General features: G+C 73.9%; 23 protein-coding genes. 12 read left to right on the forward strand and 11 right to left on the reverse strand.

The features are described from left to right. Nucleotides 1-5: 5 nt before the first annotated feature. Together ACH4SE_RS26840 and ACH4SE_RS26845 are read right to left on the reverse strand one after the other, a co-directional pair. Nucleotides 6-1,055: an AAA family ATPase gene (locus ACH4SE_RS26840; RefSeq protein WP_398546047.1), complete on the reverse strand. Its 1,050-nt coding sequence runs from the start codon at nt 1,053-1,055 to the stop codon at nt 6-8. Nucleotides 1,056-1,076: 21 nt separating this feature from the next. Beyond that, nucleotides 1,077-3,131, reverse strand: a complete 2,055-nt coding sequence (locus tag ACH4SE_RS26845; protein ID WP_398546048.1) for a trypsin-like peptidase domain-containing protein — start codon at nt 3,129-3,131, stop codon at nt 1,077-1,079. A 136-nt stretch (nt 3,132-3,267) separates the two neighbouring features. Here ACH4SE_RS26845 and ACH4SE_RS26850 point away from each other — a divergent pair, with 136 nt between their 5' ends. From ACH4SE_RS26850 to ACH4SE_RS26860, 3 genes are all read left to right on the forward strand, one after another. Beyond that, on the forward strand, nt 3,268-3,453 hold the full coding sequence (locus tag ACH4SE_RS26850; protein ID WP_398546049.1) for a DUF6104 family protein: 186 nt from the start codon (nt 3,268-3,270) through the stop codon (nt 3,451-3,453). Nucleotides 3,454-3,696: 243 nt separating this feature from the next. Next, nucleotides 3,697-4,533, forward strand: a complete 837-nt coding sequence (locus ACH4SE_RS26855; RefSeq protein ID WP_398546050.1) for a DUF4097 family beta strand repeat-containing protein — start codon at nt 3,697-3,699, stop codon at nt 4,531-4,533. Nucleotides 4,534-4,535: 2 nt separating this feature from the next. Next, nucleotides 4,536-5,546 carry a helix-turn-helix transcriptional regulator gene (locus ACH4SE_RS26860; RefSeq protein WP_398546051.1) on the forward strand — a complete coding sequence of 337 codons (1,011 nt, stop codon included), beginning with the start codon at nt 4,536-4,538 and terminating at the stop codon, nt 5,544-5,546. A gap of 614 nt (nt 5,547-6,160) precedes the next feature. Here the strand turns inward: ACH4SE_RS26860 and ACH4SE_RS26865 are convergent. Together ACH4SE_RS26865 and sodN are read right to left on the reverse strand one after the other, a co-directional pair. Beyond that, nucleotides 6,161-8,374, reverse strand: coding sequence for a hypothetical protein (locus ACH4SE_RS26865; protein WP_398546052.1), 2,214 nt, complete (start codon nt 8,372-8,374; stop codon nt 6,161-6,163). Nucleotides 8,375-8,546: 172 nt separating this feature from the next. Continuing rightward, a complete protein-coding gene (gene sodN / locus ACH4SE_RS26870; RefSeq protein WP_069465350.1) occupies nt 8,547-8,942 on the reverse strand; it encodes a superoxide dismutase, Ni in 396 nt (131 codons plus the stop codon). Nucleotides 8,943-9,080: 138 nt separating this feature from the next. On the opposite strand from sodN, the gene sodX reads away from it, so the two are divergent. Then, entirely contained in the window at nt 9,081-9,506 is a 426-nt protein-coding gene (gene sodX / locus ACH4SE_RS26875) for a nickel-type superoxide dismutase maturation protease (RefSeq protein WP_398546053.1), read from the forward strand. Here sodX and ACH4SE_RS26880 read toward each other — a convergent pair. The 4 genes from ACH4SE_RS26880 to ACH4SE_RS26895 form a co-directional block, all read right to left on the reverse strand. Then, entirely contained in the window at nt 9,410-10,042 is a 633-nt protein-coding gene (locus ACH4SE_RS26880) for a CGNR zinc finger domain-containing protein (protein ID WP_398546054.1), read from the reverse strand. The genes sodX and ACH4SE_RS26880 overlap by 97 nt on opposite strands. 128 nt (nt 10,043-10,170) lie before the next feature. Beyond that, nucleotides 10,171-10,923, reverse strand: coding sequence for an amino acid ABC transporter ATP-binding protein (locus ACH4SE_RS26885; RefSeq protein ID WP_398546197.1), 753 nt, complete (start codon nt 10,921-10,923; stop codon nt 10,171-10,173). Between the two features lie 57 nt (nt 10,924-10,980). Beyond that, entirely contained in the window at nt 10,981-11,952 is a 972-nt protein-coding gene (locus ACH4SE_RS26890) for an amino acid ABC transporter permease (RefSeq protein ID WP_398546055.1), read from the reverse strand. Between the two features lies 1 nt (nt 11,953). Then, the gene (locus ACH4SE_RS26895; RefSeq protein WP_398546056.1) at nt 11,954-12,931 is read right to left on the reverse strand and encodes an ABC transporter substrate-binding protein; all 978 of its coding nucleotides are present in this window, start codon (nt 12,929-12,931) and stop codon (nt 11,954-11,956) included. A gap of 435 nt (nt 12,932-13,366) precedes the next feature. Between ACH4SE_RS26895 and ACH4SE_RS26900 the strand changes: the two genes are divergently transcribed. Next, the gene (locus tag ACH4SE_RS26900) at nt 13,367-14,581 is read left to right on the forward strand and encodes an NADP-dependent malic enzyme (RefSeq protein WP_398546057.1); all 1,215 of its coding nucleotides are present in this window, start codon (nt 13,367-13,369) and stop codon (nt 14,579-14,581) included. Between the two features lie 389 nt (nt 14,582-14,970). Continuing rightward, entirely contained in the window at nt 14,971-16,998 is a 2,028-nt protein-coding gene (locus tag ACH4SE_RS26905) for an N-acetylmuramoyl-L-alanine amidase (RefSeq protein ID WP_398546058.1), read from the forward strand. A 69-nt stretch (nt 16,999-17,067) separates the two neighbouring features. On the opposite strand, the gene ACH4SE_RS26910 is transcribed toward ACH4SE_RS26905, so the two are convergent. Continuing rightward, nucleotides 17,068-17,985 (reverse strand): MurR/RpiR family transcriptional regulator, encoded by a 918-nt coding sequence (locus ACH4SE_RS26910; protein ID WP_398546059.1) that lies wholly within the window; start codon nt 17,983-17,985, stop codon nt 17,068-17,070. Between the two features lie 150 nt (nt 17,986-18,135). On the opposite strand from ACH4SE_RS26910, the gene ACH4SE_RS26915 reads away from it, so the two are divergent. The 4 genes from ACH4SE_RS26915 to ACH4SE_RS26930 all read left to right on the forward strand — a co-directional run bounded on the left by ACH4SE_RS26915 (nt 18,136) and on the right by ACH4SE_RS26930 (nt 21,402). Beyond that, complete coding sequence (locus ACH4SE_RS26915; protein WP_398546060.1) at nt 18,136-19,032, forward strand: 1-aminocyclopropane-1-carboxylate deaminase/D-cysteine desulfhydrase; 897 nt, start codon at nt 18,136-18,138, stop codon at nt 19,030-19,032. A gap of 55 nt (nt 19,033-19,087) precedes the next feature. Further along, nucleotides 19,088-19,612: a GNAT family N-acetyltransferase gene (locus ACH4SE_RS26920; protein ID WP_398546061.1), complete on the forward strand. Its 525-nt coding sequence runs from the start codon at nt 19,088-19,090 to the stop codon at nt 19,610-19,612. A gap of 200 nt (nt 19,613-19,812) precedes the next feature. Further along, nucleotides 19,813-20,226 carry an anti-sigma regulatory factor gene (locus tag ACH4SE_RS26925; protein ID WP_398546062.1) on the forward strand — a complete coding sequence of 138 codons (414 nt, stop codon included), beginning with the start codon at nt 19,813-19,815 and terminating at the stop codon, nt 20,224-20,226. 123 nt (nt 20,227-20,349) lie between these two features. After that, complete coding sequence (locus ACH4SE_RS26930; protein ID WP_398546063.1) at nt 20,350-21,402, forward strand: RNA polymerase sigma factor SigF; 1,053 nt, start codon at nt 20,350-20,352, stop codon at nt 21,400-21,402. Nucleotides 21,403-21,596: 194 nt separating this feature from the next. Here ACH4SE_RS26930 and ACH4SE_RS26935 read toward each other — a convergent pair whose 3' ends face one another. Next, nucleotides 21,597-22,121, reverse strand: a complete 525-nt coding sequence (locus tag ACH4SE_RS26935) for a hypothetical protein (protein WP_398546064.1) — start codon at nt 22,119-22,121, stop codon at nt 21,597-21,599. A 48-nt stretch (nt 22,122-22,169) separates the two neighbouring features. Here ACH4SE_RS26935 and ACH4SE_RS26940 point away from each other — a divergent pair, with 48 nt between their 5' ends. Together ACH4SE_RS26940 and ACH4SE_RS26945 are read left to right on the forward strand one after the other, a co-directional pair. Next, nucleotides 22,170-23,138: a diacylglycerol/lipid kinase family protein gene (locus ACH4SE_RS26940; RefSeq protein WP_398546065.1), complete on the forward strand. Its 969-nt coding sequence runs from the start codon at nt 22,170-22,172 to the stop codon at nt 23,136-23,138. 320 nt (nt 23,139-23,458) lie between these two features. Continuing rightward, nucleotides 23,459-23,716, forward strand: coding sequence for a WhiB family transcriptional regulator (locus tag ACH4SE_RS26945; RefSeq protein ID WP_031520293.1), 258 nt, complete (start codon nt 23,459-23,461; stop codon nt 23,714-23,716). A 177-nt stretch (nt 23,717-23,893) separates the two neighbouring features. On the opposite strand, the gene ACH4SE_RS26950 is transcribed toward ACH4SE_RS26945, so the two are convergent. Further along, entirely contained in the window at nt 23,894-25,345 is a 1,452-nt protein-coding gene (locus ACH4SE_RS26950; RefSeq protein ID WP_398546198.1) for a sensor histidine kinase, read from the reverse strand. Nucleotides 25,346-25,591: the final 246 nt, after the last annotated feature.

Raw genomic sequence — 25,591 nt, forward strand, 5'->3', positions numbered from 1 at the left:
CAGCCTCACCTGGGCCGGTCGAGCCGCTGGATGAGCATGTCCGCGAGCCGGGAGCGGGTGGGGGGCGCGGCATGGTGGGTGAGGTAGATCGCGTTGAGCAGCTGGTCGGTGGCCAGCAGCTCGCTGCGGGAGCGGTCCAGGAAGCGGGTGACCAGTTCCTCGCCGAGCTCGGCCGCCTCGTCGCCGAGGTGGGCGCGTACGACGGTGGACAGCCGGTGGTGGTCGGGGCGGTCCAGCTCCAGGTGGATGCAGCGGCGCAGCAGCGGCGCCGGGAAGTCCCGTTCGCCGTTGCTGGTGAGGATCACGAACGGGAAGGCGTGGCAGCGGATCCTGCCCTCGTGCACGGTGACCTTGGCGCCGTCGTCGGTCATGACGTCGACGTGCGGTTCGCGCTCGGCGAGCCGCTCCAGCTCGGGGATGCCGAACTCGCCCTCCTCCATGACGTTGAGAAGGTCGTTGGGCAGGTCGATGTCGCTCTTGTCCAGCTCGTCGATGAGCAGCACGCGCGGCTTCCTGGTCGGCAGCAGCGCGGTGCCGAGCGGGCCGAGCCGGATGTAGCTGCCGATGCCGCCGGGCGGGGCCGTCCCGGTGTTGGCGGCGATCTGGGTGTCCTGGAGGCGGGCGATCGCGTCGTAGCGGTAGAGCCCGTCCTGGAGGGCGCTGCGGCTGACGATCGGCCAGTGCAGCACCCTGCCGAGGCCCAGCTCGTGCGCGACGGCGTGCGCGAGGGTGCTCTTGCCGGCGCCGGGGCTGCCGGTCACCAGCAGCGGGCGGCGCAGGTACAGCGCCGCGTTGACCATCTCCAGCTCCTCGGGGCTGGGGCGGTGCATCTCGGCCATGTGCCGGTAGGCACCGAGGCGCCGTGCCGAGGAGCTGTCCGGGCCGGGGCCCGCGGCGACGAGCGGGCCGCCGTCGAAGTCGCGCCAGGGCGGCGGGTCGGGCAGCGCGTCGATGCGGGTGTGCGGCTCGCCGGTGCCGCGGTAGATGAGCCAGTCGCCGGCCTGGCCGCCCGGCGCCGCCTCCGTCACGCCTGGCGTGTCGGCTGTCTCACTCACCCCGGTACCTCGCATCCGTCGTCACGGTGCCTCCAGTAGGTCGTCCGCCCCCGGCAGGGGGCGCGTCGGATCCGTGCAGAGCATCGTCAGGCCGGTCGCCCAGTAGCTCTCCGGCACCTTGCGGGCCACCTTCGCGCGCAGGTCGGCGAGCGCCGCAGGCAGCCGGCCCGCGGTGCGCGCGACCCGTACCGTGTGGGCCACCCCGCGGTGGAAGTCGGCGCACAGCATGTCCTGCCCCACGGGCTCGTGGCGCCACAGGGCCACGCTGTAGCCGCTCAGGAAGACGCGGTTGAGGGCGTCGTGCGCGGTGCCGGCGCTGCGGCACAGCACGGGCAGCGTGTCGTCCGGCCGGGCGCGCAGCGCGGCCTCGCCGGGCAGCTCGCCGGGCACGCCGTCCTCGCAGTCCAGCACGTCGGGGCGGGGCCGCTGGGTGGTGAGCACGGTCCAGCGGGCGGCCCGGCGGGCGGCCTGCACGGCGTCCTCGGCGGGTACGTCGGTGCGCCGGATGACGACCGGCCGGTCGGGGGTCAGCGTGCCGCCGCCGGGGCCGAACGGCCAGTCGGCGGCGGCGAGCGCGATGAAGTCGCCGGGCACCGCGAGCTGCAGCGGGGCCAGGACGCGGGCGGAGTCGCAGCGGCGGAAGGCCTCGCGCAGCGGCTGGCGCAGGACGCCGGGCAGTGCGGCCAGCTCGGTGCGGAAGCCCTCGTCGACGACCTGCACCCGGCCCTCGGGGTGCATCACGGTGACCCGCCAGTCGAAGTGGCCCGGCGCCCAGCCGTCCGGGAAGATCTGGAGGATCGCCTCGGGCCCGCTCCACTGCTCGGGGGTGAGGTCGACGCCGGACGCGCCGCGGGAGCCCGCGCGGGCCCGCCGCTCCTCGCCGAGGGCGTAGCGGAAGACGCGCTCCAGGGCGGCCTCGCCGGCGTGGCCCTCCGCCCACTCCCACAGCGCGCGCTCGGCCGGGTCGTCGAGGTCGCCGAGGCGGTCGGCGGTCGCGGCGAGCACGGCGTAGCGCAGTACGGCCTTCACCTCGGTGGTGCCGCGCCGCAGCTCGTACAGCAGGCCCAGGCCGTCGCGCCACGAGCGGGGGGCGAGGTCCACCTCGAAGGACGCGCCGCGGGCGTCCTCGACGATCTTGCGCAGGGTCTCGGCGTCGGCGGGCGGGGGGAGCTGGGCGAGCAGGCCGAGCAGCTTGGTGCGCAGCCCCGGGGTGAGGGCCCTGCCCGCGCACGCGTCGATCTCGCTGTGCACGTCGGTCCAGGTGTCGCCGCTGCCGCTGACGGAGTTGTGCCGGTCGGCGTGGTGGAGGTCGTGGGCGGACATCACCCGCTGGTAGAGATCGGCCGCCGGCTCCCGGCGGCGGCGGCCTGCCGCCTGGCCCCGCTCGGCGCCGGGCAGCCGCCGTAACTGCTGGACGGGAACCGCGAGACCGCCGTCCTGGTGCGCGGTGCGCTGCGCCTTGACGACGCCGATGACCTCGCCGCGCGCCAGGTCCAGCACGGGGCCGCCGGACACGCCGTGCGGGATCTCGTCGTCGCCGAGCCGCAGCATGCTGCCGAGCTGGCCGCGGACGGTGCAGCGGCCGTCGAACGCCTCGACCTCCCCCGTCAGCTCGGTGAAGCCGAGGTACGCGACGAGGCTCGCGGGGTACGTGCGCGGGGTGCGCTCGCTGAGGTACACGCACGGGTGGTCCACCGGGTCCAGCAGCCGCACCAGGGCCAGGTCCGGCGCCGGCCAGGCGCCGCGGCCCTCCCACACGGCGGGCTCGGCCCACTCGACGACGCCGTCGAGCAGCCGCGCACCCCAGCCGACGGTGACCTTGGCCTCCGCGGCCTCCACCGTGTCCCCAGCCGCCTCCGGCGCACCGTCGGGGCCCGCCGTCTCCCCCGGCGCGCGGCTCACCACATGGGCGCAGGTGAGGACCCACTGCGGCGCGACGAAGAAGCCGCTGCCGTAGAGCGGGTGGCCGGGACCGGCGCCGTGGATCCGGACGGTGGCCCTGCGCGCCAGCGGGACGAGGTAGTCGGCCGGGTCGGGGGCGTCGGCGGGGTCGGAATCGCCGCTGTGCGGTGTCACCGCGTCCCCCTCACGCCGTCGCTCGCTTCCCCCTCCGGGGCTGCTCCTATCCTTGCGGTTGTACGTCCTGTCCGTCCCCGTCCTCCGCAGTTCTTCCCCGTCCTGTGACCCTCCCACCCCTGTTCTGGAGCAGATCTTGTACTTCACCGACCGCGGCATCGAGGAACTCGCCGACCGGCGCGGAGAGGAGGAGGTCACGCTGGAATGGCTGGCCGACCGCCTGCGCGAGTTCGTCGATCTCAACCCCGAGTTCGAGATCCCGGTCGAACGCCTCGCGACCTGGCTCGCCCGCCTCGACGAGGATGACGACGCCGACGTCTGACCCGGCGGTTGCGCCCCGGGCCCGCCTCTTGCGGTGACCCGCGCGGCCTCCCCGCCGCGGGGCTGCCCGGGCGGTGCCCGCGCCCCGCGACGGCGCGGGCACTCCCCCGCGAAGGGAGGGCGCGCGCCTGCCGCGCGGGGGCTGAGGAGGGGGCCTCTCCTTGACACGTGCGGGACGCGATATATCGTGTTACTCGAAGCGGACGCGGTATATCGCGTCCTGCACGCCCGAAGGAGGCGCACGATGACCGACCGCACCGTCACCGAACCCGGCACGTTCGAGTTCGAGGGCGCCCTCGACACGCTCTGCGTCCGCATCGTCGGCGGCGCGGTCAACGTCGTGGGCACCGCCGGGGGACCCGCGCGGCTGGAGGTCACCGAGCTGGACGGCCCTCCGCTGATCGTGACGCGGAAGGGCCGCACCCTGACCGTCGCGTACGAGGACCTGAACTGGAAGGGCTTCCTCAAGTGGCGCGACCGGCACGGCTGGCGGCGCCGGGCGGTGATCTCGCTCGCGGTGCCGCAGCAGACCTCCGTCGAGGTCGGCGTGGTGACCGCGGGCGCGGTGATCTCCGGCCTGAGCGGCTCCACCGTGGTGCAGGGCGTCAACGGCGACACCACCCTCGTCGGGCTCACCGGCCCGGTGAAGGCGCACACGGTGGCCGGCAACGTCGAGGCGCAGTCGCTCTCCGGCGACCTGCGCGTCAACACCGTCAGCGGGGACCTCACCGTCGTCGAGGGCAGCGGCCCCGGCGTGCGCGCGGACTCGGTCAGCGGCTCCATGGTGCTGGACCTCGACCCCGCGGCCGGCGCGGACGTCCACCTCACGACGGTCTCCGGTGAGATCGCCATCCGCATCCCCGAGCCGGGCGACGCCGACGTCGAGGCGAACACCACGAGCGGCAAGGTCTCCTGCGCCTTCGACGAGCTGGAGGTCAGCGGCATGTGGGGGACCAGACGCATCACCGGCCGGGTCGGCGACGGCGGCACCCGGCTGCGCGCCACCACCGTCTCCGGCGCCATCGCACTGCTGCGCAGGCCGCCCGTGGAGGACGCGCCCTCGTTCCGGAAGGACCTCTGACCATGGCGCCCGTCTTCGCCCACGGCCGGCTGCGGCTGTATCTGCTCAAGCTCCTCGACGAGTCGCCGCGGCACGGCTACGAGGTCATCCGGCTGCTGGAGGAGCGCTTCCACGGCCTCTACGCCCCCTCGGCCGGAACCGTCTACCCGCGGCTGGCCAAGCTGGAGAAGGAGGGCCTGGTCACGCACTCCACCGAGGGCGGCCGCAAGGTCTACGCCCTCACCGACGAGGGCCGCGCCGAACTGGCCGCGCGGGCCGACGAGATCGCCGGCCTGGAGGCGGAGATCCGCGCGTCGGTCTCCACGCTGGCCGCCGAGATCCGCGAGGACGTCCGCGGCGCCGCGGGCGACCTGCGCGCCGAGGTCCGGGCCGCCGCCCGCCAGACAAGGAGCAGGCCGGAGGACGCCGGCCACCCGTACGGCGAGGCCACCAGGGAGTGGAAGGAGCAGGCCCGGCAGGCGCGCGAGGAGAGCCGCCGGGCCAAGGAGGAGGCGAAGGCGGCGCGCAAGCAGGCCAAGGCGGCACGGGACGCGGTGGACAGCGCGCGGGACGAGTTCCAGCGCATCGCGCACCAGGTGCAGAGCCAGGTCCAGGAGCACGCCCGGAACGGCGACTGGCAGACCGGTCTGCGCGAGGGCCTGGCCGAGCTGAGCCGCGGGCTGGGGCGTTTCGGCGTCCCGGGCACGGGCGCGGGCCCGGCGGACGCCCCGAAGTCCCCGTGGGCGGCGTCCCCGCAGCCGCCCCCCGGGGAGGGAGACGCCGGTGACGGCAGCGGCACCGGCGGTGCCACCAGCGGTGCCACCGCAGGCGAGGACGAGGACGAGGACGAGCTGCCGCCGTCCGACAACCCGGTGCGCGACCTGGAGCGGCTGCTCGACCGCTTCCGCGACGACGTGCGCGACACCGCCCGCGACCGCGGGGTGACGGACCCGCAGCTGCGCGAGGTCCGCCGCCATCTGAAGACGGCGTCGGCCCGTATCGCGGCGGCCCTGCACGGCGGCCCCCGGCCCTGACCTGCCGGGCGGGCGGCGGGCGGCAGACGGCGGGCACGGACTTCCGCAGACGCCACCGCCCGCCGCCCGGCCCCCTCGCGGGGCCGGGTCCACCGGCAGGCGGGCCGAGGACGGGCGCACCCCGCTGAGCGCGCGGGCAGGGAGGACGGGGCCGAGCGCCCACACTGCCTCTTCCCCGCGTCACGGCTCGTTGCGTAGACTTTCAGCCCCGCGGCACGAGCGGGCACGAGCAGGATCATCGAGCGTCGCCCCCGTGAGCCCGTACGGCCGGCCGCGTCCCGCTCCCCGGCTCCGGCCCAAAGCCGCAGCCCGTTGCCCACGCGCAGCGCCCCCGGCGAACACCCCCACACCGCCGCACCTCCGCACCCGCCCCCGGCGAACGCCGCCACACCTCCGCACCCGCGGACCCGCCCCCGGCGCCGTGCCGGAGAGCCGGAACTCGTTGCCCATGCGCGGCGCCCCCGGCGAACGTCGGCACACCTCCGCACCCGCGGACCCGCCCCGGCACCGTGCCGGAGAGCCGCAGCCCGTTGCCCACGCGCGGCGCCCCCGGCGAACGCCCCACACGCCGCCGCACCTCCCCGTCCGGTACGGCCGCCGCGCCGTCGTGCGGGTCACCGCACGTGGACGCCGCCCTCCTCCCCGCCGCGGCGGCCGCCCCGCTCGCCCGGTTCGTGGAAGTGGACGCAGGCCCCGCAGCGGGCGGTGCCGTGCTCGACGTCGCGGGCGCGGGCGGCGAGGTCGACGGCGGCGGCCACGGGCGGCTCGCCGTCGTAGCGGGCCTGCTCCGGGTCGGTGCCGGGCAGGATGCCCGCCGCTCGGAGCGCGTCCGACAGCCGGTAGTCCGCGGCCTGCCGGAGCGCGGCCGCGTCGGGCTCCACGAGCCGGTCGCCGGAGGGCGGCGGCTCCGGGGCGGAGCGGGACAGGGCCGGGCGGATCCAGGACAGGAAGAGGTCGCCCAGCCCTCCCTCGGCGAGGCCGTCCAGGTACTCGCGGACCAGCTCGACCACCACGCCGTGGCCGAAGGTGAGGTTGCCCAGCGCCGCGGTGACGGCGGCCGCGGCGTGCTCCGCGGCGCGCTCGGCCTCCTGCTCGCGCGCGTCCGCCGCCGCGGCCTGCTCCTCCTCCCGCGTGAGCCGGGCGGTGAGGTCGGCGGAGCCGGCGACCGGGGCGTCCATCCCGGCCTCGCGCGCCGCCGCCCCGGCCGCCGTGGCCGCCGTGCTCGGCGGCGCGGGGTCGAACAGCGAGGAGAGCGGGAAGGTGCGGGCCTGCAACTCGCCCATCCGGTGGGCCAGATCGCGTGCGGACGCGGTCGGCTGCTCCTCCCCGGGGCGCGGTGCGGAGCGGTCGTGGACCTGCGTCAGCATCTCCGCCAGGACGGGCAGTGCCTGCGGGGAGCCGGTGAAGCGCAGCGTGATCTGCTGGTAGAGCGCGGTCCGGCCGCGGGCGTCCAGCTCCTCCTGCCGGTCCACGGTGTAGTGCTCGCGTATGCGGTGGCCGAGCACGGGCCCCACCGCGGGCGGCCCGGCCAGGCCGAGGAAGACCAGGGACATCAGGACGATCTTCAGGACGGACAGCGTGCGGCCCAGCACGTCGAGCACCCCGGGCAGCCGCAGCCGGCCGAGCACCTCCCCGGCCCGCCGCAGCCGCCGGGGGCCCAGCGCGGCCGCCAGGAACGCGGCCGCGAGCAGGACGTCGGCGGCCGCCCACGTCCACCACGGCAGGTCGATCAGCCCGCCCAGCGCCTCCGCGGCGCCGCGCAGTGCCCTGACCTCGGCGGCGGGCAGGTCGAGCACGTTGGCCAGCCAGGCCAGGAACAGCACCAGGACGGCGCCGAGGAGCACCGCGAAGACGATGTCGGCCGCCGCTGACACGAGTGGGCGCGCGTCCTCCTGCATACGCCGCCACAGCCGGACGGCGAGCCACAGCATCGGGACGAACAGCGGCGCCTCCCACGGGCCGCCGAGCAGCTGGCCGTCCCACCACACGTACAGCACGTACGCCAGCGGCACGATCGCCGCGGCGCCGGCGTAGCGCGCCATCCGGCCGTGCCAGTGGGCGAGGCGCCGTACGGACAGGACGGTGACGGTGCCCAGGACGGCCGCGAGGAGCGCCTGGACCGCGACCCGCGCCGCGCCGCCGTAGCCGCCGGTCTCCGACAGCACGAGCACCCCGAGCAGCAGGACGAACGCGAGGTACGGCGCGGCCGCCTCGTGTGTCCGCGACTGGGCGAGCGACGAGACCGAGAGGAACACCACGGCCAGGACGGCCCCCATGAGGAGCACGCCGGGCGGCCGGTGGGTGAGGAGCAGGAAGAGGGCGGCCGAGAGGTAGAGGCCCAGCGCCACCGCGGTGCGGCGGACGGCCCGCCGGCCCCCGGCCAGCAGCCGGCCCAGGAGGAGCAGCACCGAGACGGCCGCCACCCCGATCGCGCACAGCGCGGTGACCACCGACGAGGCGGCGCCGCCGACCGGTCCGCCCGACCATCCCAGGGCCACGACGCCGGTCACGGCGAGCAGCACCGCCCACGCGCTCGCAGCCGCGAGCCCCGTCCACACGGCCCGGCGGTGCCCCGCGGCGAACCGGTACCACTCCCGGCCCATGTGCTGGAGCAGGAGCGTCCCGGCCGCGGCCAGCCCGCCGGCGATCGCGTCGAGCACCAGCACGGTGGCGACGCGGCCGTAGGGCCCCGGGCCCGCGTTCACCACGCGCAGCCGTGTCAGCAGGACGGGCAGCAGTCCGAGGGCGGCAGCCCAGCCGATCAGCCGCCGCGGCGGCAGGGGCTCCGAGAGGTACCCGGCAGTGCGCCGGCGTATCCGGGCGAGCACCTGCCCAGCCTAGGGGCGGGCGCCACGCCGGCACAGGGTTTTCCGCGGGCCGCGGCCGCACGCAGAAGACCGCACCCGTTCCGCCCGGCCGCCGTGTTCGGCGGCCCGCGGACCGGGTGCGGTCAGGCAGTCGCCGCGCCCCGCGGGAGTGCGGGCCGGGCGGCTGTCCGGATCAGGCCTTCTTGGTCTCCCAGAAGATCTTGTCGATCTCGGCGATCAGGTCCAGGGCCTTCTGGCCCGTGGCCGGGTCGTTGGAGGCCTTGGCGGCGCTGAGGGCCTTGAGGGTGTCGTTCACCAGCTGGTGCAGCTGGGGGTACTTCTCGAAGTGCGGGGCCTTGAAGTAGTCGCTCCAGAGGACCGAGACGTGGTGCTTGGCCAGCTCGGCGCGCTGCTCCTTGATGAGGACGGCGCGGGTACGGAAGTCCGCGTCCTCGTTGGCCTGGTACTTCTCCTGGACCGCCTTGACGGACTCGGCCTCGATGCGGGCCTGGGCCGGGTCGTACACGCCGCAGGGGAGGTCGCAGTGTGCGCTTACCTTCACCTTGGGCGCGAACAGGCGAGTGAACATGGCTGTCCTTCCTCGTGATCGTCTTTCAGGTGGGACATTACTCCCTGGAGGAGTCGTTTTCTCGGGTGCCCCAGGTGGCTTAGGCCAAAAGTCTGGTGACACCCTGGGGCTGGTGGAGGAACGAGCCGGGAGGCGGTAATGCGGGAGCAGGGGGCCAGGCTGTCGTGGCAGCTGGTCGAGGTCACGGGTCCGTCGATGGCGCCCACGCTGCTGAACGGGGACTGGCTGCTGGTGCAGAAGATCAGCAGCGGTGCCGAGCTGGTACGCGAGGGCGACGTCGTGGTGATGCGGCATCCGCTGCAGCAGGACCTGCTGATCGTGAAACGGGCCGTGGAGCGCCGCGAGGGCGGCTGGTGGGTACGCGGCGACAACACGTTCGTGGAGAACGACAGCCGGGAGTTCGGCGTGGTGCCCGACGACCTGGTGACGGCCCGGGCCCGCGGCCGGTTCCGGCCGCCGCGCGAGCTTCAGCGGTCGTTCGCGGGGGTGGCCTCCTGGGCCGCGTCCTGCGTGCGGCCGCTGCGCCCGGACCGCTCGCTCTCCAGGCGCTTGCGGGCCCGGTAGGCGGCGACGTTGGCGCGGGTGGCGCAGCGGTCCGAGCAGTAGCGGCGGGACCGGTTCGTCGATGTGTCGACATAGGCGTTGCGGCAGGGTGCCGCCTCGCACACACCGAGCCGGTCCACGCCCAGCGTGGTGAGCTGGAAGGCCAGGCCCATGCAGGCCGTCGCCGAGTAGCCCGCGGTGGCGTTGGCGGCCTGGTCGGCGAGGTGCATGTGCCAGTCGGGCCGCCCGGTCTCGCCGTCGAGGGTGTCGTGGCCGGAGATCTGCGGGCTGACGGGGAATTCCAGCATCAGGGCGTTGAGCAGGTCCACGGCCCGGACCTCGTCGCCCTCGTCGGCCGCCTCGAACACGCCGCGCATCCGGGTGCGTACGGTACGCAGCCGCGGGACGTCGGCCTCCACCGCCCGGGAGGCGGCGTGCGTGCCGGGCCCGAGCAGCTCCCGTACGGCGTCCACCGAGGTGAGCGTGTCGCCGCCGCGCAGCGGCGCCTCGGTGTTGACCAGGCGTACGGCCAGGTCCGCGTAGTAGGCCAGATCCACGGTGGTCCTCTTGGTCCCTCGGTCGTCGGTGCTCGACGGGTGCCGCCGGGCGGCGTAACAGCCCGGTCGGGTTCCAGGCTATTACGCCAGACGACACGCCCGGGGCCGGCCGCCCGGCGGCACCCGTCCTAGAGCACCTTGGACAGGAACGCCCGGGTGCGCTCGTGCTGCGGGTCGGCCAGCACCTCGCGCGGCCGGCCGGACTCGACCACGACACCGTCGTCCATGAAGACGAGCGAGTCGCCGGCCTCGCGCGCGAAGCCCATCTCGTGGGTCACCACGATCATGGTCATACCGTCCTCGGCGAGCCCGCGCATGACGTCCAGGACGTCGCCGACCAGCTCCGGGTCGAGCGCGGAGGTCGGCTCGTCGAAGAGCATGAGCTTGGGCTCCATGGCCAGGGCCCGGGCGATGGCCACCCGCTGCTGCTGGCCGCCGGAGAGCTGCGCGGGGTAGTTCGCGGCCTTGTCGGCCAGGCCCACCCGCTCCAGCAGCGCCCCGGCCCGCTCCCGGGCGGCCGCCCGGGACTCGCGCTTGACCTGGACGGGGCCCTCCATGACGTTCTCCAGCGCCGTCATGTGGGGGAAGAGGTTGAAGCGCTGGAAGACCATGCCGATGCCGCGCCGTCCGGCGGCGACCTCGCGGTCGCGCAGCTCGTGGAGCCGGTCGCCGCGCTGCCGGTAGCCGACGAGCATGCCGTCCACGTACAGCCGCCCGGCGTTGATCTTCTCCAGGTGGTTGATGCAGCGCAGGAAGGTGGACTTGCCGGAGCCGGACGGGCCGATGAGGCAGCACACCTCGCCGGGGGCGACCTGGAGGTCGATGCCCTTGAGGATGTGCGCGGCTCCGAAGGACTTGTGCACACTCTCGGCCCGCACCATGGGCTCCACCCCGGAGGCGGGCGGCACGGACTTGTCGAGGCTGGGAGTACTCACGGGTCAGGTCACCTTCGGTCGTCGCAGGGTGGCCGCGCCGGCCAGGTTCGCCCTGACCTTCTGCCACGGCGTGAGCGGCAGCGAGCGCTGCGAGCCGCGCGCGAAACGCCGCTCCAGGTAGAACTGGCCGACACTGAAGACGCTGGTCAGCGCCAGGTACCAGAGCGACGCGACGAAGAACATCTCCATGATGGCGTTGGAGCCGACCCCGATGTCGGACGTGGCGCGCAGCAACTCGGAGTACTGCACGACCGACACCAGCGACGACGTCTTGAGCATGTTGATGAACTCGTTGCCGGTCGGCGGGATGATCACCCGCATCGCCTGCGGCAGCACGATCCGGCCCATCGTCCGCGGCCCGGTCATGCCGAGCGCGTGCGCGGCCTCCGTCTGGCCCTCGTCGACCGACTGGATGCCGGCCCGGACGATCTCGGCCATGTACGCGCCCTCGTTGAGGCCCAGGCCCAGCAGGGCGGCCACGAAGGGCGTCATGACGGCGACGGTGTCGTTCTTGTACAGCGGCATCAGGTTGATCGTGTGGAAGATCAACGACAGGTTGAACCACATCAGCAGCTGCACGTACACCGGGGTGCCGCGGAAGAACCAGATGTACAGCCACGCGACCGCGCCGGTCACCGGGTTCTTCGACAGCCGCATCACGGCGAACAGCACGCCGAGCACCAGGCCCATGGCCATCGCGCACACCGAGATCAGCACGGTGTGCCAGACGCCGGTGAGCACGGTGTGGTCGAAGAGCTTGATCCCGACCGTGTGCCAGATGATCTCGCCCTGGGAGAAGCCGTACGCCAGCCAGCCCAGCAGCGCCACCACGACGACGGCGGCGGCCCACCGCCCGTAGTGCCGTACCGGGACGGCCCGGATGGCCTCGTACGGCACCCCGGCGGGGGCGGGGGCGGGTTCCGTGGAGGGGCCGGCCGCGTCCTCGGGGACGCGGCCGGCGGACGTCCCGCTCACGTCACGAGCCGCCGTTGATCGAGACGGTGGGGATCGCGCCGCTGGAGGCGTTCCACTTCTGCAGGATCTTCGCGTAGGTGCCGTCCGCGACGATCGCGTCCATGGCGGCCTTCAGCGCGTCCCGCAGCTGCGGGTCGTCCTTGCTCACCGCGATACCGAAGGGCCCGGCGTCGGAGGGGGCACCCGCCACCTCGAAGTCGGTGCCGTTGCCGGAGGTCTGGGCGATGTAGGCGGCCACCGGGGTGTCGTTGAGGTCGGCGACGGCGCCGCCGGCCTTGACCCGGGTCTGCGCCTCGGCGTCGGTGTCGAAGGCCTGGATGGTCAGGCCCTTGGCGCCGCACGCGGTCTTCTGCTTCTTGAAGGCGTCCTCGTAGATCGTGCCGCGCTGCACGGCCACCGTCATGCCGCACAGGTCGGCGAGTGCCTTGACGCCCTTCGGGTTGCCCTTGCGCACCAGCAGCGAGGAGCCGGAGTTGTAGTAGTCGACGAAGTCGACGCCCTTGCCGATCGTCTTGCCCTTGTCGTCCAGACCCTGCTGGCGGGCCTTGGTGTCGCTCATAGCGGACATCACGATGTCCGAACGGCCGGTCTGGAGCGAGGTGATGAGCCCGTCGAACTTGCCGTTGGTGAACTTGAACGTCACCCCGAGCTTCTCGCCGAGCGCCGCGCCGATGTCGGGGTCGATGCCGACGATCTGGCCGTCCTTGGTCTGCTCCATCGGGGCGTACGAGGCGTCCGTACCGACCTGGATGACCTTCGAGGACTGGTACTTCTGCGGCAGCTTGGCGAACAGCGAGTCGGCAGCCGCGCTGGTCGTGGCGCCGCCGGCGGCCGTGGAGGGGCTGCTGCCCGCAGCGGGCGAGTCGTCCTTGGTCTGGTCGCCGCACCCGGTGAGTACCAGGGCGCCGGCCGCCGCGACGGCGGCGACCGCACTGAGCCGGGACAGGGCGGTGGTACGCCTGGACATGCGTGCCGTCATCGCTGTGTCCTCCTGAAGAGGTGAGTCGTGGTGCAAAGGGGCTGGCACACGCCTTCGAGTGTCGCCACCGTGTGTGATCTGTGCATCTTGCCATCCGGACTGCGCCGCTCGGGGTCCCGGTTGTGTCAAAATCGCATAACGGGCGATCCCCGGGCTCCCATCGGGCCGGCACACCACGGCAGGACCACGATGGGGCCATGCCTGTCAGGGCCGCACGGCCACGCACGGTTGCGGCTCCCTGAAACAGTCATCCGGTAGAACGGATTCTCACCCCTCATCCGGGGCCGGTGCGCGTGCGGCGCACCAGGCGTCCCCAGTCCGCCGATTCGCTCACTCGTTCGACGTGGGCAGGACGCCGGCCCGCCTCCCTTCCGTGCGCGCGCGTCGCGCGCACGGGGGAGCATTTCCCTCAACCACTGACAAAGGGGTCAACACGTGGCAATCGAGACCGTCAATCCCAGGACGGACGGCGATACCGCCGGCGACGCGGAGGACATCCCGCTCGATCCGGTCTTCGCCCTGCACCGCGGCGGCAAGATGGAGATCGCCTCCACCGTGCCGGTGCGGGACGCCGCCGACCTGTCGCTCGCCTACACGCCCGGGGTGGCCGAGGTCTGCACGGCCATCGCCGAACAGCCCGAGCTGGTGCACGACTACACCTGGACGTCGCAGGCGGTGGCCGTGGTCACCGACGGCACCGCCGTGCTGGGCCTGGGCGACATCGGCCCGCGCGCCTCGCTGCCGGTCATGGAGGGCAAGGCGATCCTCTTCAAGCAGTTCGGCGGGGTCGACGCGGTGCCCATCGCACTGGACTGCACGGACGTCGACGAGATCGTGGAGACCGTCGTCCGGCTCGCCCCGTCCTTCGGCGGGGTGAACCTGGAGGACATCTCGGCACCGCGCTGCTTCGAGATCGAGCGGCGGCTCAAGGAGCGGCTGGACATCCCGGTCTTCCACGACGACCAGCACGGCACCGCGGTCGTCACGCTCGCCGCGCTGCGCAACGCCGCCGCCCTGACCGGGCGCCGGCTCGGCGAGCTGCGGGCCGTGATCTCCGGCGCCGGGGCGGCGGGCGTGGCCATCGCGCGCATCCTGTGCGAGGCGGGCATCGGGGACGTCGCGGTGGCGGACCGCGGGGGCGTGGTCCACGCCGGCCGCGACGACCTCAACCCGGTCAAGCGCGAGCTGGCGTCGTACACGAACCGCGCGGGGCTGTCCGGGTCGCTGGAGGACGCCCTCGCGGGCGCGGACGTCTTCATCGGGGTGTCCGGCGGCACGGTCGCCGAGGAGGCGGTCGCCGGCATGGCGAAGGGCGCCTTCGTCTTCGCCATGGCCAACCCGACACCGGAGGTCCACCCGGACGTGGCACGCCGGCACGCCGCCGTCGTCGCGACCGGGCGCAGCGACTTCCCGAACCAGATCAACAACGTGCTGGCCTTCCCCGGCATCTTCGCCGGCGCCCTCCAGGTGCGGGCCCGCGCCATCACCGAGAGCATGAAGCTCGCCGCCGCCGAGGCGCTGGCGGGCGTGGTCGCGGCCGAGCTGAGCGCGGAGTGCGTCATCCCCTCGCCCTTCGACCCGCGGGTGGCACCCGCGGTGGCGGCCGCGGTCGCGGCCGCGGCCCGCGCGGAGGGCGTCGCCCGCCGCTGAGCGGCACCTCGCGGACCCGGCGGGGATGTGACGAGCGTCACACCGGCAAGGTGTCACGGATTCCGGGACGCCGCGGTCTTAAGGGCGTCCGGAGTGACACCCGGCACCCCGGGCACCCCCGCGCGCCGGCTCCCCGTACCGGCGGACGGGGGTGCCGCAGTCGGCCGGCCCGCCCCCCGTACGGGGCGGGCCGGTCCGCCGCCGGCACCGCCGTCCGGCCGCCCCGCCCGGCGCGGGGCCCGCCGCCCCCTCGCCAAGGGTCTGGCAAAAACTTCCAGGATTTACGCCACGGGTGTTGCTCGTTGCCGCTCGGGCTCGTCAGGCTGCGCACTGCACGTATCTCTCCGACGCTCACCGCACGCCCCACCCCGCACCGCGAGGGAGCCTGAATGCCGCGCCGCCCGCACCGCCCCGCCCGCCACACCCGCGCCCTGACGCTGGCCGCTGCACTGGCCCTGCTCGGCGGGCTCACGAGTGCCGCGGGCGGCGCGGCGACCGCCGGGGCGGCCGGCCCGCAGTCCGACCGGCAGGCGGAGTTCACGGCGGCGGCACGGGAGTTCGGCGTGCCGCTGCCCGTCCTGGAGGCGGTGTCGTACGAGGAGACGCGCTGGGAGGCGCACTCCGGCCTGCCCAACGCCGAGGCGGGATACGGCCCGATGAACCTCACCGACCTGACCGCCGCCACCCTCGACGGCGACGGCCTGAGCACGCAGTCCCCGCGCTACGCCGACCTGCTCACCGCCCCCGCCGAGCACACCGCGGCCGCCGCTGCCGCGCTGCTGGGCACGGACACCGCGGCCGTCACCGGCGACGAGGCGCAGAACATCCGCGGCGGCGCCGCGCTGCTGGCCTCCTACGCACGCGGCTACGGCCACGGGCGGCTGCCGCGCACCACCGACGGCTGGTACGCGGCGGCCGCCCGCTACAGCCGGTCCACCGAGGACACCGTCGCCCAGGTCTTCGCCGACGGGGTGTGGTCCACGATGGCCGCGGGCGCCTCCCGCACCACCGACGACGGGCGGCTGGTCACGCTCGCCCCCGTGCGCCACCTGCACCCGGACCGGGGCGACGTGCGCAAGCTCGGTCTCACGGAGGTGACACCGCCGAGGAGCAGCACTCCCGCCGAATGCCCGGAGTCGCTGCACTGCGACGTCATCCCCGGCGCGTACACCCTGCTCGACCCGGCCGACCCGGCCGACTACGGCAGCCACGACCTCGCCGACCGCCCGAACGGCGACCTCGACATCCGCTACATCACCCTGCACAGCACCGACGAGACCTACGACGGCACCCTCGACCTCTTCCGCGACCCGACCTACGCGGCCGGCGCGCACTACGTCGTACGGTCCGGCGACGGCCACGTCACCCAGATGATCCCCACGAAGGACATCGCCTGGGACAGCGCCAACCGCTCCTTCTACCAGCACTCCGTCGCCATCGAGCAGGAGGCGTGGGCCACCCACGGGGCCACCTGGTTCAGCGAGCCGCTCTACCGCTCGACCGCCTCGCTGGTGCGCTACCTGGCCGCGAAGTACGACATCCCGCTGGACCGCGCGCACATCCTCGGCCACGACAACATCCCGGGCGGCAGCGAGGCGGGTGTCGCCACCCAGCACTGGGACCCGGGCCCGGGCTGGGACTGGGAGCACTTCTTCGACCTGCTGGGCGCACCCGTCCGGGCGACCGCGCCCGCCGGCAGCGACACCGTCGCGATCAGGCCCGGCTACGCGCACAACCTCCAGTCCACGACCTACTGCGACGACGTGCAGGGCTACAAGCAGTTCCCCGGCCCCTACCGCAGCTTCGACTGCCCGGTGGCCGCGCCCGACCGGCCCGCGTCCTTCGTGCCGCTGCACACCGCGCCCAGCACCGGCGCGCCGCTGGTCGCCGACCCCTACCTGCACCCGGACGGCTCGGCCGGGACGACGGCCATGAACGACTGGGGCGACAAGGCGCCCGCCGGCGAGAGGTACGTCGTCGCCGACCGCGTGCCGGGCTGGACGGCGATCTGGTGGGGCGGCACCGAGGCGTGGCTCCAGGACTCCGCCGCGCACCCGTCGACGGTGCCGGTGAGCGCCGCGCGGATCGTGCCCAAGCCGGGGCGGGCCTCGGTGCCCGTCTACACCACGGCCTACCCGGAGGCGTCCGCCTACCCCGCGGACTTCGTCGCCTTCGAGGGCGGCACCGCCCCGCGCCCGCAGCTGCCCCGCGCCAAGTACACGATCCCGGCGGGCCAGTCCTACGTCGCCGCGGGTCCCGCGGTGCGCACCGACTCCTACTTCGCCCTCTACTACGACGGCTCCGCGCCGTACGACCGGCACGACTTCCTCGGGCAGACCAAGGTGTACGAGATCGTCTACAACCACCGGGTCGCCTTCGTGAACGCCGCCGACGTGGACCTCGTCCCCGCCGGCTGACGCCCCGCGGTTCCCCGCGCCGATGGGGGGCGCGGGGGACCGCGGGTGGGCGCCGTCCAGCTCCCGGGCTCAGGCCGGGCGGTCGGACTCCAGGGCCTCGTGCGTCAGGTGCAGGGCGCGCGAGGACTTCTCGTACGTGCGCTGCGCCACGCACACGAACAGGCAGTCGACGACCACGAGCTGGCTGATCCGCGAGGCCATCGCGCCCGGCCGGAAGGTCGTCTCGCGGCCCGCCGAGACCAGCACGTGGTCGGCGGTCCTGGCCGCCGTCGACAGCGGGTGGTTGGTGATCACCACGGTCGTGGCGCCCTCGGCGGCGGCCCGCCGCAGGGGCTCCAGGACGTCGCGGCTCTCGCCGGAGTGCGACACCGCGAGGAAGACGTCGCCCGCGCCCAGCAGCACCGCGCTGGTCAGCGCCGACTGGGAGTCGGTGTGGGCGTGGCAGGGCCGGCCGATACGCGCCAGCTTCTGCTGGAGGTCCTGGGCGACCAGCCCGGAGGCGCCGACACCGGCGATGTGCAGCTGCCCGCCGCCGCACACCGCGCGCACCGCACCGTCCAGCGCCTCGGGGTCGAGCTGGGTCGCCGTCTCGCGGACGGCCTGGGTCTCGGTGTGGACGAGCTTGCCGATGACCGTCGCCGCCGAGTCGTCCGGGCTGATGCCCGAGCTGAGCGTCGAGCGCGGCTCCTGCTTGGCGGCGGACACCGCGAGCGCGAGCCGCAGCTCGGGGTAGCCGGCGAAGCCGAGCGCGCGGGCGGTGCGGACGATCGACGACTCGCTGGTGCCGGCCAGCGCGCTCAGTTCGGAGATCGTGCTGCGGGCCACCTGCGCCGGGTCCTCCACGATCAGCGTGGCGATCCGGGCGGCGGCGGGGGTGAGCGAGGGCATCAGCCCCCGCACCATCGCGGTGAGGGCGTCGGCCGAGTCACTGGGCGCAGTGGCGTCGAGGGACCGGTCGGTGGGTGGTTCCTGGACTATGTGGTACACCCCACCAAGGATGCACCCGCCAAACCTGCTTCTGGGACGCGCGGGTGGGATATCCCGATTCGTGGACAGCCCGCGCCGGGCACCCCGGGACGCCCCGGACCGCGCTACGCGTGTCACACGTCCGTGTGACACACGGGGGACAATGTCCGGGTGAGCGCCCCCGCCCCTCCCCCGCCCTCGCCGCTCGGCCCGAGGCCGCCCTCGCCGCTCGTCGAGGTCGCCGACGAGCGGCTGTCCCGGCACGGGGTGCGGCTGCTGCTCAAGCGCGACGACCTGGTGCACCCCGCGCTGCCCGGCAACAAGTTCCGCAAGCTGCGGCCCAACCTCGCCGCCGCCCTGGAGCAGGGCCACGACACGCTGCTCACCTTCGGCGGCGCCTACTCCAACCACCTGCGCGCGGTCGCCGCCGCCGGACGGCTGCTGGGGCTGCGCACGGTCGGCGTCGTCCGCGGCGACGAGCTGGCCGGCCGGCCGCTCAACCCGTCGCTCGCGCAGGCCGCCGCCGACGGCATGGAGCTGGACTTCACCGACCGCGCGGCCTACCGCCGCAAGGACTCCCCCGAGGTGCTGGCCGCGCTGCTGGCCCGCCACGGGCGCGCCTACGTCCTCCCGGAGGGCGGCTCCAACGCGGCCGCGGTACGGGGCTGCGAGGAGCTCGGCCGGGAGCTGCGCGGCGCCGCCGACGTGGTGGCCGTCGCGTGCGGGACGGGCGGCACGCTCGCGGGCCTGGCCGCGGGGCTGGAGGATACGCAGGCCCTGGGTTTCCCCGTGCTGCGCGGCGGCTTCCTCGACGCGGAGGTGCTGCGTCTGCAGCAGGCCGCGTACGGCGCCCGGCGCGGCCGCTGGCGGCTGGAACCCCGCTTCCACCACGGCGGCTTCGCCCGCACCACGCCCGAGCTGGCCGCCTTCGCGGCCGGCTTCGCCGCCCGGCACGGCCTGGCGCCCGAGCCGGTGTACGTCGCGAAGATGCTGCACGGCGTCGTGACCCTCGCCGCCGAGGGCGCCTTCCCGCCGGGGACCCGCGTCGCCGCGGTGATCACCGGCTGACGCGTTCGGTTGCGCCCCTTGGGCCCGTCACATGAGGCGACCGTAATCTTGGGGCATGATCCGCCCCGCGACCCCCGCCGACGTACCCGTCCTGCACGCCCTGATCCGCGAACTCGCGGAGTACGAGAAGGCGCTGGACGAGGCCCGGGCCACCGAGGAGCAGCTGCGCGAAGCCCTCTTCGGCCCCGACCCCGCCGCCCACGCGCTCATCGCCGCGGACGACGCGAGCGGCGAGCCGGTCGGCTTCGCCCTGTGGTTCCGCAACTTCTCCACCTGGACCGGCACCCCCGGGCTCTACCTGGAGGACCTGTTCGTACGTCCGCAGGCGCGCGGGGCCGGGCACGGCAAGGCGCTGCTGTCCGCGCTCGCCGCGATCTGCGTGGCGCGCGGCTGGTCGCGCTTCGAGTGGGCGGTGCTCGACTGGAACGAGAAGGCGCTCGCCGTCTACCGCGCCGTCGGCGCCCGCCCGCAGGACGAGTGGACCGTGCAGCGGCTGACCGGGCCCGCCCTGGCCGCGCTGGCCGCCCAGGCACCCGCGCCCGCGGACGGCGGCAACCCGGCGGGTCCGTATGCGAATTGAGACCCCCACCCCGGACAGACCGTCCGTGCCCTTGCGCTTACCATGGGTGACAGGGCGGCAGCGCGCCCGCACCCCGCGCGACCGGCGGACCGGTTCACCCATGGCGGCGACCGTCCTCCGTCCGGGCGACAGCGGGGCGCGGATCGCGATAGCGTCGCTGCGAACCAGAGCAATCACTGTGTGCCACCGTGGAGGTGAGGGTGTCCCAGAGCGCAGGCGACCCCGGGTCGAAGGACTTCGTCGAGGTCCGGCTGCCCGCGGCAGGGGCGTATCTGTCGGTGTTGCGGACGGCCACGGCCGGACTGGCGGCACGGCTGGACTTCACCCTCGACGAGATCGAGGACCTGCGGATCGCCGTCGACGAGGCGTGCGCGATCCTGCTCCAGCAGGCGGTCCCCGGCAGTGTGCTGAGCTGCGTCTTCCGGCTCGTCGGGGATTCGCTGTGGGTGACCGTCTCGGCCCCCACCACCGACGGGCGGGCACCGGAGCGCGACACCTTCGCCTGGACGGTGCTCTCCGCGCTGGCCGGCGAGGTGGACTCCACGGTCGCCGAGGACAAGACGGTCAGCATCAGTCTGCACAAGAAGCGCGGCGCCGTACCAGGGCTGTCGTGACACCGGCGGGCGCGGCGGCGGCCCCGCCGCCCGCACCGCCCGGACCAGCGTGTCCCCGGTCCGGCTGCGGGCCGGGGACGGTACAACCGGGCAGGAATCGACGGGGAAGACGGGGATATCGCGATGAGTGCTGAGCTGTCCCGGGACGACAACCCCGGCACACCCGCGGAGCACGACGTGCCCGCGGCACGCGGCCGCGCCGCCCTGCCCGCCCAGGCCACGGACCGCTCGGCCCCGGCCGGGCGGCAGCGGCGCCGTACGGCGGGCGAGGGGCCCCGGCCCCACCCCGTCGATCACGCAGACGACAACGACGTGGATGAAGACGCGGCGGAGCAGGCGACGACGATGGACCAGGGGCACGCGCACGACCCGCGGCAGCCGGAGCGGGACGACGACCACGGCCAGGACCAGGAGCACGACCCGCAGGACCGGTCCGGCGCGCGGGCCCTCTTCGTCGAGCTGAACAAGCTCCCGGAGGGCTCCCCCGAGCGGGCCGAGCTGCGCGACCGGCTCGTCCGCATGCACCTCCCGCTGGTCGAGCACCTCGCCCGCCGCTTCCGCAACCGCGGCGAGCCCCTCGACGACCTCACCCAGGTCGCCACGATCGGCCTGATCAAGTCGGTGGACCGCTTCGACGTCGACCGCGGCGTGGAGTTCTCCACGTACGCGACGCCCACGGTCGTCGGCGAGATCAAGCGGCACTTCCGCGACAAGGGCTGGGCCGTCCGCGTCCCCCGCCGCCTCCAGGAGCTCCGCCTCGCCCTCACCACCGCGACCGGCGAGCTCTCCCAGCGCCACGGCCGCGCCCCCACCGTGCACGAGCTCGCCGAGCACCTCAAGATCTCCGAGGAAGAGGTCCTGGAGGGCCTGGAGTCCGCGAACGCCTACAGCACGCTCTCCCTCGACGTCCCCGACACCGACGACGAGTCCCCGGCCGTCGCCGACACCCTCGGCTCCGAGGACGAGGCCCTGGAGGGCGTCGAGTACCGCGAGTCCCTCAAGCCGCTGCTGGAGCAGCTGCCGCCGCGGGAGAAGACGATCCTCCTGCTGCGCTTCTTCGGGAACATGACGCAGTCCCAGATCGCGCAGGAGGTCGGCATCTCCCAGATGCACGTCTCCCGACTGCTGGCGCGCACCCTGGCGCAGCTGCGCGACAAGCTGCTGATCGACGAGTAGCCGCCGCCGGCGGGCTCCGGGACTCGCCCCCGCGCGGGGCGGCGCCCGCCCGTGCCGCGGGGAAGCGCGCAGGCCACCACCCGCCGGCCCGGACCGCCCCTGCGGGGCGGTGACGGCCCGCGCTCCGGTGGGGGCTGAGCCCGTGGTTCCCCGCGCCCCCGAGGGCGCTCGCCGCCCGGGGCGAGGACGGGCTCCTACGCGTTGAGCCGGCGGATGCCGAGCGCGTCGGTGGTCGCCGGGTGGGCGAGGAGGACGAGGCCCAGCAGGGCCAGGAGGCCCAGCACGGCGCCCCCGGCGACCACCCCGCCGGAGGAGTGGAGCATCGTCCACGCCACCGGCAGCGCCAGCAGCTGCATGATGAGCGCGGGCCCGCGGCTCCAGCGGCGTGCCTCGCGCAGTCCGTACGCCGCCGAGAGCGGGATCGCCGCGAGGACCAGGACGGTGAGCCCGGCGAGCACCGCGTGGTCACTGCCGGTGAAGAACATGGTGACGCCCCACACGGCGATGACGAGTCCTTCGAGGGCCGCGATGGCGGCGGCGCCGAGCAGCCGGGCACGGCCGCCGGGCGCCGGGGCGGCCGGCAGGGGCTCGGCGGTCTCTTCCGCGGCCTCGGCGGCTCCTGCGGCTTCAGCGGCTTCGGCGGCCGGCTCCTCGGCCACGGGCCCGGTAAGGGCGTGCCCGGCGGGCGGAACGGAGGGGTCCTGGGGCGTCTGGCTCACACCACTCAGCGTAGCCCGAGCCGAAAAACCGTAGGTACGCTATCGACCATGCGTGCACTTCTCGTCGTCAACCCGGCAGCGACCACCACCAGCGCCCGGGTGCGCGACGTGATCAGCACCGCACTGGCCAGCGACCTGAAGCTGGAGGTCGCCACGACCGAGTACCGCGGCCACGCGCGGGACCTCGCGCGCCGCGCGGTGGAGGGCGGCCAGATCGAGCTGGTCGTCTCGCTCGGCGGCGACGGCACGGTCAACGAGGTGGTCAACGGGCTGCTGCACCGCGGGCCCGACCCGGAGGCGCTGCCGCAGCTCGCGGTGGTGCCCGGCGGTTCCACCAACGTCTTCGCGCGGGCGCTGGGGCTGCCCAACGACGCCGTGGAGGCGACGGGGGCCCTGCTGGACGCGCTGCGTGCCGGGTCGTCGCGCACGGTCGGCCTGGGGCTGGTGAGCGGGACGCCGGGGACGGAGGACGAAGGGGTCCCGGACCGCTGGTTCACCTTCTGCGCGGGCCTGGGCTTCGACGCCGGGGTGGTGGGGCGGGTCGAGCAGCAGCGGGAGCTGGGCAAGCGTTCGACCCACGCGCTGTATCTGCGGCAGGTGGCCCGGCAGTTCGTCGCGGACCCGAACCGCAGGAGCGGCACGATCACCCTGGAGCGGCCGGACGAGGAGCCGGTCGCCGGGCTGTCGACGGCGATAGTCTGCAATGCCGCACCGTGGACATATCTGGGCAACCGTCCTATTTACGCATCTCCCGACGCATCTTTCGACACCGCGCTTGACCTGCTGGGCATCCGAAAGATGTCCGCCTTGTCGGGAACGCGTTACGCGGCACAGTTGCTCCGCTCCACCCCGGACCGCGGACCGCGCGGCAAGCACACCGTCGCACTGCACGACCTGACCGACTTCACCTTGCAATCGCAGGCGCCACTGCCCTTCCAGGTCGACGGTGACCACCTGGGACTGCGTACGAGTGCGACCTTCACAGGCGTACGCCGTGCACTGCGTGTGATTGTGTAAGTCGAAGAGCCTAAAGTCCTTTTACTCGAACGTTTAGGCTGCCCCGCACCCCATGGAAGTACGGCTGTGATCGACGCGACACCGAGGAATCAAAAAAAACTTCCCTGAAGGGGTTGTATCTCCAGCCCAGGTTTGCGAGTCTCTAGGTGGCGATCGGGACGGCCGACCAACCGGCCCCCTTGAGAGCCCGAATCTGAGACCTCACACCAGCGGGACTGCACCAGTGAAGACTGGGTGGCGTCCCGTTCCCTGTGAAGGGATTCGTGAAAGCGTTCACATTCACAAGCAACGAGCTTGTCACACGAGGAGTTGGAGCAGCCATGGACTGGCGTCACCGCGCCGTTTGCCGCGAGGAAGACCCTGAGCTCTTCTTCCCCATCGGCAACACCGGTCCTGCGCTGCTGCAGATCGAGGAAGCCAAGGCCGTCTGCCGCCGCTGCCCCGTCATGGAGCAGTGCCTGCAGTGGGCGCTCGAGAGTGGCCAGGACGCCGGTGTCTGGGGTGGCCTCAGCGAGGACGAGCGTCGCGCGATGAAGCGCCGCGCCGCCCGCAACCGGGCCCGCAACGCCAGCGCCTGACGCGCACGCCTTCCGACCGAGCCGCAGCGCGCAGCACCTGTCCCACGCGCAGCACGCAGCATCCGGAAGCCCCCCGTACCAATGGCGGTACGGGGGGCTTCCGCGTGTCCGGGTGCCGTTCCGCCCGCCCGCTTGCCGGGGCGGCACCCCGGGATCCGTACCGGAAAGGGTGAACCGTCACCCGGCGAGCGGGAGTTCCAGGATGACGCGGGTGCCGCGCTCCGGGGCGGGCACCATGTCGAAACTGCCGCCCAGCTCGCCGACGACGAGCGTCCGGACGATCTGCAGGCCCAGGTTGCCGGTCTGCTGCGCGTCGAAGCCGGGCGGCAGCCCGCGCCCGTCGTCCTGGACGGTGATGGTGATCAGCTCCCGGCCCCGGGTCGCGGTGATGTCGACCGAGCCCGACTCGCCCGGCCCGAAGCCGTGTTCGAGGGCGTTCTGCAGCAGCTCGGTGAGCACCATCGACAGCGGGGTGGCCGTCCGCGCGGTCAGAACGCCGAAGCGGCCGGAGCGGCGGGCGGTGACGCGGCCCGGGGAGATCTCCGCGACCATCGCCAGCACCCGGTCGGCGATCTCGTCGAACTCCACCCGCTCGTCGAGGGTCTGGGACAGCGTCTCGTGCACGATGGCGATCGATCCGACCCGGCGCACCGCCTCCTCCAGCGCGGAGCGGGCACTCGCCGAGTCCATCCGGCGCGCCTGCAGCCGCAGCAGCGCGGCCACCGTCTGGAGGTTGTTCTTCACCCGGTGGTGGATCTCCCGGATGGTCGCGTCCTTGGTCATCAGCTCGCGCTCGCGCCGGCGCAGTTCGGTGACGTCGCGGAGCAGCACCAGCGAACCGGTGCGCACCCCCTTGGGTTTGAGCGGGATCGCGCGCAGCTGGATGACGCCGTCGCCGCCCTCCACCTCGAACTCCCGCGGCGCCCAGCCGCTCGCCATGGTGACGAGCGCCTCGTCCACCGGCCCGCTCGACGCCGGGGCCAGCTCGGCGGTGGTCTTGCCCAGGTGGTGCCCGACCAGATCGGCGGCCAGCCCCAGGCGGTGGTAGGCGGACAGCGCGTTGGGGCTCGCGTACTGCACGGTGCCGTCGGCGTCCAGCCGGATCAGCCCGTCGCCGGCCCGCGGCGAGGCGTCCATGTCGACCTGCTCGGCCGGGAAGGGGAAGGAGCCGGCCGCGATCATCTGCGCGAGGTCGCTGGCGCTCTGCAGGTACGTGAGCTCCAGCCGGCTCGGCGTGCGGACGGTCAGCAGGTTGGTGTTGCGGGCGATCACGCCCAGCACCCGGCCGTCCCGCCGCACGGGGATCGACTCGACCCGTACCGGCACCTCCTCGCGCCACTCCGGGTCGCCCTCGCGGACGATCCGCCCCTCGTCGAGCGCGGCGTCCAGCAGCGGCCGCCGCCCGCGCGGCACGAGATGGCCGACCATGTCGTCCTGGTACGACGTCGGGCCGGTGTTGGGGCGCATCTGCGCGACGGAGACGTAGCGCGTGCCGTCGCGGGTGGGTACCCACAGCACGAGGTCCGCGAAGGACAGGTCGGACAGCAACTGCCATTCGGACACCAGCAGATGCAGCCATTCCAGGTCGGAGGCGTCGAGTGCGGTGTGCTCGCGTACGAGGTCGTTCATGGAGGGCACGCCTGCGAGCGTACCCGCAGGCCCCGGGGGGGTGCGCACGGCGCGATTTGCAGGCACACTTTGTTCAGGCGCGGCACGAAATCGGTGCCGACCCGTTTACAGGGGCCATTGGTCTAGTCCACAATGAGCGCCAGTACACGACGTCCGGGCTCCCCGCACAGGAGCACGGAACGAGGCGGGGCGTTCTCTGCCCTGACTACGCCGCCGCCTCACTGTCGGCGCCTGACGGGTCCGCGG

It is taken from the genome of Streptomyces sp. NPDC020983 (assembly GCF_044333485.1).
In the GTDB taxonomy this organism is placed as follows: Bacteria; Actinomycetota; Actinomycetes; order Streptomycetales; family Streptomycetaceae; genus Actinacidiphila.

Bases quoted from the DNA above. Each gene is read 5' to 3' on its own strand.
- ACH4SE_RS26855 (WP_398546050.1), top strand. From the start codon at position 3,697: ATGACCGACCGCACCGTCACCGAACCCGGCACGTTCGAGTTCGAGGGC.
- ACH4SE_RS26860 (WP_398546051.1), top strand. From the start codon at position 4,536: ATGGCGCCCGTCTTCGCCCACGGCCGGCTGCGGCTGTATCTGCTCAAG.
- sodN (WP_069465350.1), bottom strand. From the start codon at position 8,942: ATGTTCACTCGCCTGTTCGCGCCCAAGGTGAAGGTAAGCGCACACTGC.
- sodX (WP_398546053.1), top strand. From the start codon at position 9,081: ATGCGGGAGCAGGGGGCCAGGCTGTCGTGGCAGCTGGTCGAGGTCACG.
- ACH4SE_RS26885 (WP_398546197.1), bottom strand. From the start codon at position 10,923: ATGGTGCGGGCCGAGAGTGTGCACAAGTCCTTCGGAGCCGCGCACATC.
- ACH4SE_RS26895 (WP_398546056.1), bottom strand. From the start codon at position 12,931: ATGACGGCACGCATGTCCAGGCGTACCACCGCCCTGTCCCGGCTCAGT.
- ACH4SE_RS26905 (WP_398546058.1), top strand. From the start codon at position 14,971: ATGCCGCGCCGCCCGCACCGCCCCGCCCGCCACACCCGCGCCCTGACG.
- ACH4SE_RS26920 (WP_398546061.1), top strand. From the start codon at position 19,088: ATGATCCGCCCCGCGACCCCCGCCGACGTACCCGTCCTGCACGCCCTG.
- ACH4SE_RS26930 (WP_398546063.1), top strand. From the start codon at position 20,350: ATGAGTGCTGAGCTGTCCCGGGACGACAACCCCGGCACACCCGCGGAG.
- ACH4SE_RS26940 (WP_398546065.1), top strand. From the start codon at position 22,170: ATGCGTGCACTTCTCGTCGTCAACCCGGCAGCGACCACCACCAGCGCC.
- ACH4SE_RS26945 (WP_031520293.1), top strand. From the start codon at position 23,459: ATGGACTGGCGTCACCGCGCCGTTTGCCGCGAGGAAGACCCTGAGCTC.
- ACH4SE_RS26950 (WP_398546198.1), bottom strand. From the start codon at position 25,345: ATGAACGACCTCGTACGCGAGCACACCGCACTCGACGCCTCCGACCTG.